The 11,953-nt window shown below is 31.9% G+C and carries 9 protein-coding genes; 5 read left to right on the forward strand and 4 right to left on the reverse strand.

Annotated features, from left to right (window positions below):
- Window positions 1–154: 154 nt before the first annotated feature.
- The 3 genes from KFE69_11170 (at window position 155) to KFE69_11180 (ending at window position 5,411) form a co-directional block, all read left to right on the forward strand.
- Complete coding sequence (locus KFE69_11170) at window positions 155–1,396, forward strand: MFS transporter (GenBank protein ID UTW42052.1); 1,242 nt, start codon at window positions 155–157, stop codon at window positions 1,394–1,396.
- Window positions 1,397–1,402: 6 nt separating this feature from the next.
- The gene (gene rnt / locus KFE69_11175; protein ID UTW42053.1) at window positions 1,403–2,023 is read left to right on the forward strand and encodes a ribonuclease T; all 621 of its coding nucleotides are present in this window, start codon (window positions 1,403–1,405) and stop codon (window positions 2,021–2,023) included.
- Window positions 2,024–2,264: 241 nt separating this feature from the next.
- Window positions 2,265–5,411, forward strand: a complete 3,147-nt coding sequence (locus tag KFE69_11180; protein UTW42054.1) for a dual specificity protein phosphatase family protein — start codon at window positions 2,265–2,267, stop codon at window positions 5,409–5,411.
- 98 nt (window positions 5,412–5,509) lie between these two features.
- Here the strand turns inward: KFE69_11180 and secF are convergent, their stop codons facing one another.
- The 4 genes from secF to tgt all read right to left on the reverse strand — a co-directional run bounded on the left by secF (window position 5,510) and on the right by tgt (window position 9,926).
- Entirely contained in the window at window positions 5,510–6,469 is a 960-nt protein-coding gene (gene secF / locus KFE69_11185; protein ID UTW42055.1) for a protein translocase subunit SecF, read from the reverse strand.
- A 12-nt stretch (window positions 6,470–6,481) separates the two neighbouring features.
- Window positions 6,482–8,371 carry a protein translocase subunit SecD gene (gene secD, locus KFE69_11190; GenBank protein ID UTW42056.1) on the reverse strand — a complete coding sequence of 630 codons (1,890 nt, stop codon included), beginning with the start codon at window positions 8,369–8,371 and terminating at the stop codon, window positions 6,482–6,484.
- Between the two features lie 14 nt (window positions 8,372–8,385).
- Window positions 8,386–8,751 (reverse strand): preprotein translocase subunit YajC, encoded by a 366-nt coding sequence (yajC, locus tag KFE69_11195; GenBank protein ID UTW44062.1) that lies wholly within the window; start codon window positions 8,749–8,751, stop codon window positions 8,386–8,388.
- Window positions 8,752–8,813: 62 nt separating this feature from the next.
- Complete coding sequence (gene tgt, locus KFE69_11200; GenBank protein ID UTW42057.1) at window positions 8,814–9,926, reverse strand: tRNA guanosine(34) transglycosylase Tgt; 1,113 nt, start codon at window positions 9,924–9,926, stop codon at window positions 8,814–8,816.
- 352 nt (window positions 9,927–10,278) lie between these two features.
- On the opposite strand from tgt, the gene KFE69_11205 reads away from it, so the two are divergent.
- Window positions 10,279–10,548, forward strand: a complete 270-nt coding sequence (locus KFE69_11205; GenBank protein UTW42058.1) for a DUF378 domain-containing protein — start codon at window positions 10,279–10,281, stop codon at window positions 10,546–10,548.
- A 146-nt stretch (window positions 10,549–10,694) separates the two neighbouring features.
- Window positions 10,695–11,951 carry a hypothetical protein gene (locus KFE69_11210; GenBank protein UTW42059.1) on the forward strand — a complete coding sequence of 419 codons (1,257 nt, stop codon included), beginning with the start codon at window positions 10,695–10,697 and terminating at the stop codon, window positions 11,949–11,951.
- Window positions 11,952–11,953: the final 2 nt, after the last annotated feature.

Consider the following 11,953-nt stretch of genomic DNA (forward strand, 5'->3'; position numbering starts at 1 on the left):
GTTTCCGCTGTTATGCACAAAAAAACAATGGACAATTACGTATTTATTCGCATAAATTATCTTTTGCCTTGCATGTTACCTAAAATCTGGTTATAAACTCCTATACTTAAGCCATAAAAAGCAATTGTTTTAAAAACATTGGTGATATATTACAATGAAAAAAAATAGTCGTTATGCCGCTGGTGTCTGTTTTTTAGGTGGATTGTTTGTACTATTTCAATTTCTCCTTCAAGGCTCAGTTAGCCTTATGGTTCCTGAACTAAAAACTGACCTTTGCATTGATCAAATTGGCATTGGTTTTCTTTCATCAAGTTTTTTATATCCGTATATTATCTTACAAATTCCAGCCGGTATTATTGTTGATAAATTAGGTATACGAAAGACATTAACTGCTTCAACATTACTACTTGTTTTTGCAACTTTTGGTTTTGCTTTATCTTATAATGAACCAACTGCTGATTTAGCTAGAATCATTATGGGTATTGCCAGTGCTCCCGGTGTCGTTTGTGCCATGTGTCTTGCTGCTAATTGGTTTTCCAAAAAATACTTTGCCCTAGTTGCTGGGTTTATCGAAATGTTAGGCATGTTTGGTGGTGCCTTAGGTGATATGCTATTAAGTGCATCAGTTAGAGAATATGGTTGGCGTCATAGCATACTTTTTTGTACCATATTTTCAATTATTCTCTTTTTATTAATTGTATTTTTTGTAAAAGATAATCCCAAAAGCCATACCCATGAACACGACCTTAAAAATGATTGTGAGATTGCTAAAGAACAGAGTAAACTCTATTTTGCAGCCATTTTCAAATCTAAGGATATCTGGTTAAGCTGCCTATATGGTGGTGCCATTTTTGCAATTATTACAGCCTTTGCTTCCCTTTGGAGTATTCCATTTTTTAATCACCTCTATGGTAGTAAAGTTGCTGCGCATATTACAGCTTGTGTCTTTTTAGGTGCAGGCTTTGGTACAGTCTTTAGTGGCTGGTTAAGTTCAAAACTAGGTGCTATAAAACCAGTGATGATCTTATTTTCTATTGTTTCACTGATATTATTTTTACTTATTTTATATATACCATTAAATGCCATATTAGCAGGTTTAATCTCTTTTCTTTTAGGGCTTAGCATTGGTGCTTATGTGTTACCCTTTGCCTTAATTAAACGACTTGTACCTGAATCGGCTCGTGGCGTTGCCATGGGTTTTACCAATATGTCGGTTATTATTATTGGTGCTATTTTCTTACCATTAATTGGTAGTCTTTTAAAAACACTAACGGCAATTAACGATCATGGCTGTGTCATTGCCGATACGTCTATCTACCAAATTGCCTTTATCCCATTAACTGTTGGCTTATTAGCTGCTATTATCTTGGCATTATTCATTCGGGAGAAATATTAACGTACTATGTCACTATTTAATCTTAATCAGCGATTTCGAGGATTTTTACCTGTTGTTATTGATGTTGAAACAGGTGGCCTTGAACCTGATAAGCATGCACTACTTGAATTGTGTGCTATTTTTATTCACCTAGATAATCAATGCCATTACCGAGCATCTGAAACCATTCACTTTAATATAAAAGCCCACCCAAAAACAGAAATTGTACCTAAAGCACTAGAGATTAACGGCATTAAGCCAGGCCATCCTTTCAGAGCCGAAGTTGAAGAAGAACAAGCACTTAAACAAACTTTTACTTATATTAGGAAACAAGTAAAAAAACATAATTGCTCACGTGCTATTTTAGTTGGTCATAATGCACCATTTGATCTTACATTTATCCAAAAAGCAGCTCAAAGAAATGGTATTAAGCGCATTCCATTTCATTCGTTTAGTACCATTGACACTGTTAGCTTAAGCGCACTACTTTATGGAGAAACCGTTTTAAGTAAAGCACTTGAAAAAGCTAAGATTGAATTCGATGAAAATCATGCCCATTCTGCCCTTTATGATACCGAAAAAACAGCTGAACTATTTTGTCATATTTTAAACCATACGCCGTTTTTTCCGTTGAATGCGAATCAATAGTTGAATTTTAGCCTATTGACATAGCTAACGTGTTTTTATGTGGAAATATTAATATATTAGCAAATGTATTGGCAGTTATCTTAATTATTTTTTAACCCTTGATTTGCATTATAGTCACAGATAATGACGAAATTAATGAAATTGAATAGCACAGATATAAATATTGGTAAGATTTACTAATGATATTTAACATGATAATAAATATCATCAAATATTCAAAGATAAATTAGGGATTGCAATTATGAAGTCACCAAAAAGATTTAAACAGATCAAAATATTAAATAAATATAAAGGAAAACTATATGCTTCTTCAGCACCAGGTTATTATGGCAGCAATGAATCAAATATATTAAAAAATAAGAATTTTAATGTAGATAATGAATTACAAAAACAAATGACATTTTTAAAAGGAGAAGGAATCAAACAAATAGTATGTGTTGATAATACTAAAAATTTAGCAGAAAAAGGAGAAAAAATATGGAATGAATATGGTGATAAGTTTAAACATATTACAAAGATAAATTCAAATTCAATTATTGTAAGTGATTGGCAATCACCAACAATAAGTCAGTTATATGATGTTGCAGTTTTGATTAAAAAAGGATTGCAAAAAAAAGAGAATATATTGCTTCACTGTGGTGCTGGCTGTGGTCGAACTGGTACATTCTTAGTTGCAGCTATAATGTTGTTAGAAGATGATTATGACTATAAATCAATAATTAATAGGATTAGATGCCAATATGATAAAGATGCAGTTGAAACTACTGAACAAAAAAAAACACTGCGTCAATTTGTCCTTAAAATTATTGACGCAAAGATAAAAAAGCCATTACTAAATCTGAATGAAACGTATCAAGAAAAAGCACTTGATAATATTGATGCCTTTAAAAAAATACTATCACTAAAACTAAATCAAAAGTATCAAGAAAAAGCACTCAATAATATTGATGCATTTGAAAAAATATTATCACTAACACTAGATAAAAAGTATACCGAAAAAGCACTTGATAATATTGACGCATTTAAAAAAATGCTATCACTAAAATTAAATAAAAAGTATACCAAAAAAGCACTTGATAATATTGATTCATTTGATACGTTTAAAAAAAAGCAATCACTAAAACTAAACCAAAAGGATATCGAAAAAGCACTCGATAATATTGATGCATTTAGAGAATATTTAATTAAAAATACAGCCAAAATTAAAGTAAATGATGAAAATCAATCTAAATTAGTTGTTGACTCAATTGAAAAATATATTCTTTTCAAAGAAATGAAAAAAATAAATTTTACAAAGGACAATTATAATTTAGCTTTTGATTCAATAGCAAACCTTAAAACTTTTAAAGAAATGCAAGAAATTGGGTTTAATGAAAAGCAATTATCTCTAGCTTTTAATTCAACAGAAAACCTTAAAACTTTTAAAGAAATGCAAGAAATTGGGTTTAATGAAAGGCAATTCTCTCTAGCTTTTAATTCAACAGAAAACCTTAAAGCTTTTAAAGCGATGCAAGAACTTGGGTTTAATAATAATATATTACGTCTAGCTTTTAATTCAACAGAAAACCTTAAAAATATTAATTCAAAAGAAAGCTTTGGAGATTTAAAAGTAATGCAAATAATTGGTTTTACTAAGAAGAGTTCAGAGTTAGCTTTTGAATCAACGGAAAATCTTAATGCCTTTAAAAAAATGCTAACAAGTGGTTTTAATAAAAAGCAATTATGTCTAGCTTTTAATTCAACAGAAAACATTAAAGCTTTTAAAAAAATGCTAACAAGCGGTTTTAATAAAAAGCAATTATCTCTAGCTTTTGATTCAACAGAAAATCTTAAAGATTTTAAAGAAATACAAGAAATTGGGTTTGATAAAAAGCAATTATCCCTAGCTTTTAATTCAACAGAAAAACTTAAAACTTTTAATGAAATGCAAAAAATTGGGTTTGATGACAAACAATTATGTCTAGCTTTTGATTCAGCAGAAAATCTTAAAAATTTTAAAGAAATGCAAAAAATTGGGTTTAATAACGAGATATTATGTTCAGCTTTTAATTCAACAGAAAACCTTAAAGCGTTTAATTCAACAAAAAACATTAAAGCTTTTAAAAAAATGCAAAAAATTGGGTTTAATGAAAAGCAATTATCTCTAGCTTTTAATTCAACAGAAAACCTTAAAGCATTTAAAGCGATGCAAAAAATTGGGTTTAATAATGAGCAATTATCTCTAGCTTTTGATTCAATAGAAAACCTTAAAGCATTTAAAGCGATGCAAAAAGTTGGGTTTAATAATGAGCAATTATCTCTAGCTTTTGATTCAATAGAAAACCTTAAAGCGTTTAAAGAAATGCAAGAGACGAAATTTAATATAGATCAATTAAAATTAGTTTTTAAAGTAGATGATTCTTCTGATAAATTTATACAAAATGATGACGAATCCGATGATGACGAATCCGATGATGATGAATCTGGGGAATTTGCACCAGATGATGATGAATTAGAGTACGAATTAAATCTAAATCTTACAACTTTTAAAGCAATGCAAAAAATTGGGTTTAATAACGAGCAATTATCTCTAGCTTTTGATTCAACAGAAAACCTTGAAGCGTTTAAAGAGATGCGAAAAAAAGTTGGTTTTAATGACAAACAATTATGTCTAGCTTTTGATTCAATAGAAAACTTTAAAGCGTTTAAAGAAATGCAAGAAATTGGGTTTAATGAAAAGCAATTATGTCTAGCTTTTGATTCAATAGAAAACCTTAAAGCATTTAAAGAAATGCAAAAAATTGGGTTTAATGAAAAGCAATTATGCCTAGCTTTTGATTCAACAGAAAACCTTAAAAAATATACTTCAGAAGCTAAGGGATTTTATGATTTCTATAATACTTTAAAGAAATTATCTCAAGAAGGAAAAGAAAAATTTATTTTAAAAAACATAAAAAATAATCAATTAATAAGATTTGTTAATACAAAAGAGCAATTTAATCAACTTATTAACAACGTAAGTGATGAAATAAAACTATTTGCCCTTATTAATTTAACTGCTAAAGATTGGAATGTTAAGCTAGAGGATTACCAAAGCTATAATCAATTATATAAGAAATTAAAAAATTCAAATAGCTTTAAATGGTGTCAAAATAAATTTAATGAACTTAAATCTGTAGAAAACTTAAGATCATTAAAAGATAAATTAGATAAGGTTTCCTTTGCATTTTCTGAAAAACAAACATCACATTTAAAATATGAGCCAATAATTGAAGATGATGATGATTTAGATGAGGAAAGATTAGACGAAAATACTTCCTACGAAATAAAATTACCTTTCTATGACTTAATGAAGAATGCATCTAAATTAGATCTGCTTGACATAGAGAAAATAGGCGAATTAAACTAACAGGCTCTATCTAATGAGCTTGTTGCATATAGTTAACACGAAAAAAATTACAAATTAACATTTTTAAAAATATTAAGACGAGAAAATGAAAATAAACTCTATGGTATTCCATCTTCAAGCTTAGGTGCTGGTAATAAATGCTCTCGCTTTAAGCCAAATAATACTGCTAATACACCTGCTACATAAATTGAAGAGTAAGTCCCAACTGCAATCCCAAGCATTAATGCAAGTGAAAAATAATGAATACTTGGCCCACCTGCGATAAATAAAACTAATACCACAACAAAGGTTAACCCTGAAGTAATAATCGTTCGTGATAAGGTATCATTAACAGAACGATTTACAACTTCAATAACTGACGCTTTACGCATTTTTCTGAAGTTTTCACGTACCCTATCATAGATAACAACGGTATCATTTAGTGAAAAGCCAATGACAGCTAAAATAGCTGCTAATGATGTTAAATCAAACTCAAACTGAAATGCCGCAAATACACCTAAAATAATAATCGGATCATGTAAAAGCGCAATACCTGCTGATACAGCAAAACGAAACTCAAAGCGAAAGGCAATATAGGCAATAATACAAATCATTGCAATAACAATTGCTAATAAGCCATTAGTCGCTAATTCAGCACCTACTTCAGGACCAATATAATTAACCGCAGTAATACTCGCATCACTGCCAAGTGCTCTTTGTATTTTCTGCTTAATTAATTGTTGCTGTGATTGACCATCAGCTGAAACAATACCTTTCTGAGCTTCATTCATTTCTTTGGTTGGCATTAAACGAATCATTACTTCTTTTGCAGAACCAAAGGTAATCACTTCAGTTTGATTAAAGCCTGATTTTCTTAATTGTTGTTTAATTTGACTTAAATCAGCGGCCTTTGCATATTCAACTTGAATTTGATAGCCACCAGTAAAATCAAGTCCCCAGTTTAAACCTTTAATAAAAATAAAACCAAACGAGACAACGATCAGTAAAATAGAGATTACCGCAGTTATTTTGCGAATCCCCATAAAGTCAATATTGGTTTTTCGTTTGAAAAACTCCATACAAATAGCCTCTTAAATTCCAATTGAAAGTTTTTTAATTTGACGACGTTTGCCATAAATTAAATTTGTCATCGCTCTTGATGCCATCACTGCTGAAAACATTGATGTAATAATACCGATCATTAATGTTACGGCAAAGCCTTTAACAGCACCTGTACCAATGGCAAATAAAATCACTGCAACAATTAAAGTCGTTACATTTGAATCCACAATCGTACCCCAAGCACGCTCATAACCCGCATGAATTGCAGCTTGTGGAGTGGCGCCATTACGTATTTCTTCTCTAATACGCTCAAAGATTAAGACATTACCATCAATCGACATACCTAAGTTCAGTACAATACCGGCAATACCTGGTAAAGAGAGTGTAGCACCTGGAATAATCGACATTACAGCAACGATTAATACTAAATTTAAAATCAATGCAAGATTCGCAATCACACCGAATAAGCGATAGTAAATGGTCATAAAGATAATAACGACAATCAGCGCAATAATAACCGAGATCGCACCCATTTTAATATTATCAGCACCAAGTGAAGGACCGATTTGCTGTTCTTGAACAATCTGCACAGGTGTTGGTAATGCGCCTGATCTGATTAATAAGGCCAAGTTTTGCGCCTCACGCATATCAAGGCCAGTAATAACAAAGTGATTACCTAGTTGGCTATTAATCGTTGCAATACTAATAACCTCTTTAGTTGTACGCGGAACAGTGACTTCTTTACCATCAACAATCTGTTTTTGAAAATTGGTCTGTACCAATACAGTCGCCATTGGTTTACCAATATTTTTAGCCGTTGCCTCAGAAAAATAACTAACTCGTGGGCCACTTAAGCTAACTTGAACTTCTGGTTGTGCCGTATCTTGACTATAGCCTACACGTGCATCAACCACTGAATTACCATCGATTAATACATTATTTTTTAATATAACCGGCTGACCTTGAGAATCATAATAAAGACCAGAACCAATTGGCACGACACCTTTTTGTGCACTTTGGACATCAGCTTGTGTATTGACAAGCTGAAAACGTACCGTTGCTGTACCACCTAGAATCTGTTTTGCTCTCGCTGCATCTTGGACACCTGGAAGTTCAATCACAACACGATTAGCACCGGCTCTTGCAACTGATGCTTCTGCGACACCTAGCTCATTAACACGATTTCTCATAACCGTAATGACTTGTGAAAGTGCATTATTTTGAATATCTGCTAGTTGTGTATCTGATAAGCTAATTGTTAATATATGATCATTATTTCCTTTAGCAATCACAGCTGATTGAAAATGTGATTTTAAAAGATCTTCAGCTTGCTCTACTTGTGCTAATGAAGCTTTAGAAAAACTAACAACAATTTGATCATTTTTAATACTAATATTATCCGCACGTAAGCTACTTTTTCTTAATTGATCAACAACCTCACCACGGATTGATTCTAGGTTATTTTTGACCACTTGATCAATATCTGCTTCTAAAACAAAATACATACCACCACGTAAGTCCAAACCAAGACTCATTGGATTAGCGCCAATAAGTCTTAACCAGTTTGGCGTATTCGGAGCTAAGTTTAAAGCGACTGTTAGTGACTTATCATATTTGTCATCTAATAGCGTTTGTGCTTTAATCTGATCATTAACATCTTTAAAACGTATTTGTAATAAATAGTCTTCTTTTGTGATACCACCTGTTTGAATATTGGCTTTATTTAAAGTTTGTTCGATATTATCAACTAACTGAGTTGTAATTTTATCATTATTTTTAGGTGTAATCTGTAAAGAAGGTGTCTCACCAAAGATATTCGGCAATGCATAGACAATTGCAATCAATGTAACCACTAAGACCAATAAGTACTTCCACAATGGGAATTTATTTAATGGTACTTTATTTCGATTTTTATACATAAGATAACCTTTGTTTAAGATGCTTTAGTTGATCCTTTAGGTAAAATAGAAGTAACCGCATCTTTTTGAATTTGAATCGTAACATTTTCAGCCACTGTCACATCAATAAATGTTTCACCTACCTTAGAAACTTTACCAACAATACCACCATTAGTAACAACTTCATCACCTTTTGATACTTCAGATAACATTTGTCGATGCTCTTTATTACGCTTCATTTGTGGACGAATCAATAAAAAGTAAAAAATGGCAAAAAATACAACTAAGATAAGTATCATTTGTAAATTACTGCCTTCGCCTTGACCAGATGCTGAACCCTCTGCTAACGCATAAGAGCCAATAAATGGGGTCATTGATAAAGCTACTAACAATTTATTGATTAGTTTCATTTTATGTATCCTTTTAGTCTTTTAATTAACCTTTTTCAAAATCCAGCTATACCTTAAAGTTCTGGTATCATCATGTCACGCTTATGATAAAAGTTTGTGACAAACTGATCTAATGTACCTGAGGCAATGCTATTTCGCAAATTTTTCATCAGCCTTTGATAATAGGCGATGTTGTGAATGGTGTTAAGCCTGGCACCTAACATTTCTTTCATTTTATCTAAATGATGCAAATAAGCTCGTGAATAATTTTCACAAGTATAACAATCACACTCACTATCAATAGGTGAAGTATCATCCTTATGCTGACTATTTCTAATCCGAATCACACCAGTTTCAGTAAATAAATGTCCATTTCTTGCATTACGCGATGGCATAACACAGTCAAACATATCGACACCTCGTCTAACGCCTTCTACAATATCTTCAGGCTTACCTACACCCATTAAGTAACGCGGCTTATCTTTAGGCATAATGGGTGCTAAAAAATCCAAAATACGAATCATTTCATCTTTTGGTTCTCCCACAGATAAACCACCAATTGCATAACCATCAAAGCCAATATCCTGAAGCTTTTCTAATGATATTTCACGTAAATGTGTATACATCCCACCTTGAACAATACCAAATAATGCATTTGGATTATCACTATGCGCTTCTTTTGATCGCAGTGCCCATCGCATTGATAACTCCATTGAAACCTTTGTTTCATCTTCTGTTGCAGGATAAGGCGTACATTCATCAAAACACATGACAATATCCGAACCTAAGTCACGTTGAACTTGCATCGATATTTCAGGCGATAAAAATACGTTAGAGCCATTAACTGGCGATTTAAAATAAACCCCTTCTTCCTTTAATTTTCTTAACGCGCCAAGACTAAATACTTGAAAGCCACCTGAATCAGTCAAAATAGGACCTGACCAACGATTAAAATCATGTAATGTACCATGTGTTTTAATAATTTCCGTACCTGGGCGTAGCATTAAATGAAATGTATTACCCAAAATAATTTCTGCGCCAGTCGCTCTAATATCTTCTGGCGATAAAGACTTAACAGCACCATAAGTCCCGACTGGCATAAATACAGGTGTCTGTACAATACCATGTGTTAACGTTAATTGCCCACGGCGAGCAAACCCTGATGTCTGCGTTATATCAAATTGCATTCTAAATTATTCAAAAACCGTCATTCATTAATATGGCTTGACATTATGAGTCAATCAGTGCAAATCGTAAATAATTAATTTTATCTTCGATTAAAGATTTTACTTTATTACCTCCACAAGCATTTATTTTGATGCTTAGCAACATCTCTAAACTTAAGTTTTTTATTATTTTAAAGAATTAATATATCATTATCATAAATATTTGATTATTATCATATATATCAAAATTTATCTTATCTTACTTTAACTTAAATAAGTTATTGAATTAACACAAAATGCATAAAATTTGCACAAACAATCAATGCCAACTAACCTTAACGTTGAAGCTAGTAACCGTTAAGGAGACAATACAATGTGTAAATTACTCGATGTGATTGCCGTGGTACTAGTTATCATTGCAGCACTTAATTATGGCATTGGTGTGTTTGGTGTAGATGTGCTTGCTATGATCTTTGGCAAAATACACTGGCTTAATATGTTAGTACAAATTGTAATCGGTCTCTCAGGTGTCTATATGATTTTTCGATGCCCAAGGCTATGTAAAGGTGTCGCTTGTCCAACACAAAATGAGCAACCACCTCAAAAACATAATCATCCTCATGATGGTGGTGGCAACCAATAATATAAATATAGTGAATTCATTTTATCACTAGGGGGCAGTCTGCGCCGTATCTTTTTAGGTACGGCGTTTCTTATTTATTTGCTTCTAATCAATTAGCATCTAAACTTAATTTATATGATTTGATGTTTTATATTGGGGTATCAAGCATGCTTAATAACAAATATTTTTTAAAAATTATTATCTTATCAATAAGCTTATTATTTTATCAATTTGGCTACGCTAAAAAAGTAATCTATGTTGATATTAATGAAGAAATTGTTAAAGGCCCTACTGTTTTCTATGATGAAGATATTGCTTTTACAGAAATTGATAATATAACCAATACATCTAAAAAACCTGTAACATTATTAGATGTTCCTGAAAATGCACAACTTAATATTCAAAAGAAATTGAAAAATTTTGACCAAGAAATGGCTCAAGATAATGATGTTACCTATAGTATTTATGATAACTTTGATGTTAAACAAGACTATACAAGACTACCACTTAAAGTTGTTAGGCTTCAAGCATTAATGAGTAAAATGCCTGTTTTAGACCAAGGACCCGATGGGGCTTGTGTTACATTTGCATCAACCGGCGCTTTAAATATCTTATATAAAGGCGCAAATGATTCAATCTCACAGAAATGTTCCTTAAACCTTGGTCAGTGGCTATCTAATAAGGATGAAAACTTCTTTTTATCGAATAAACAAAAATACCCAAACCTTTTTAAAGCTGCAGAGTTTATCGATGAGATTGATGAAGAAGAATATTCATCAGGCTGGGATGGTTCTTATGGCTATATTGTCTTATCACAAATCAGTGAATTTGGAACAGTCGCTAAAAACCAACAAAATAGCCAGGTTTGTGGTAAAGGCCCCAAAAAGGAAAATGATAAAATTGTTAAACAAGCTGACAGCATTGCACCTGAAAAATATCAAACGTTAGTTGGTCATGCAAAAGATTATCAATGGCAAAGCTTATGCAACCCAATTAAGCCTTGTCAAAGACAAGTTATTGAGCAGATAAAACAAGCTTTAAATCAAGGTCACTTAGTCGTCTTTGGTGTCACTTTACCTGAAATTGGTTCTAATGGTACATCTTATAAATACTATCCAAACCTTCAGGCTAAAACGAATTATAACCTCAATGACAATGCTCAGTATGTTAATCTTGAAAAGAATGTCTTTGCTTATACTGATAAAGTTCACCAATGTATGAAAAATAAACAATGCGAAAAAAATTCAGGTGGTCATGAAATGTTTATCTATGGCTATCAAGAGAATCCAAATCAACCAGGTAATGGTATTTTTTATGTTAGAAACTCATGGGGTGATGATGTTGGTGATTATGGTGACTATTATATGACTTATAACTTTGCCGATAAAATGATGATGGAAGCTTATGAGATTAAGAGGCCATAATT

The sequence above is a fragment of the bacterium SCSIO 12844 genome, assembly GCA_024397935.1.
In the GTDB taxonomy this organism is placed as follows: Bacteria; Pseudomonadota; Gammaproteobacteria; order Francisellales; family Francisellaceae; genus M0027.

Excerpts from the sequence above, each read along its gene's own strand:
- KFE69_11170 (UTW42052.1), top strand. The coding sequence starts at position 155 with ATGAAAAAAAATAGTCGTTATGCCGCTGGTGTCTGTTTTTTAGGTGGA.
- rnt (UTW42053.1), top strand. The coding sequence starts at position 1,403 with ATGTCACTATTTAATCTTAATCAGCGATTTCGAGGATTTTTACCTGTT.
- KFE69_11180 (UTW42054.1), top strand. The coding sequence starts at position 2,265 with ATGAAGTCACCAAAAAGATTTAAACAGATCAAAATATTAAATAAATAT.
- secF (UTW42055.1), bottom strand. The coding sequence starts at position 6,469 with ATGGAGTTTTTCAAACGAAAAACCAATATTGACTTTATGGGGATTCGC.
- secD (UTW42056.1), bottom strand. The coding sequence starts at position 8,371 with ATGTATAAAAATCGAAATAAAGTACCATTAAATAAATTCCCATTGTGG.
- tgt (UTW42057.1), bottom strand. The coding sequence starts at position 9,926 with ATGCAATTTGATATAACGCAGACATCAGGGTTTGCTCGCCGTGGGCAA.
- KFE69_11205 (UTW42058.1), top strand. The coding sequence starts at position 10,279 with ATGTGTAAATTACTCGATGTGATTGCCGTGGTACTAGTTATCATTGCA.
- KFE69_11210 (UTW42059.1), top strand. The coding sequence starts at position 10,695 with ATGCTTAATAACAAATATTTTTTAAAAATTATTATCTTATCAATAAGC.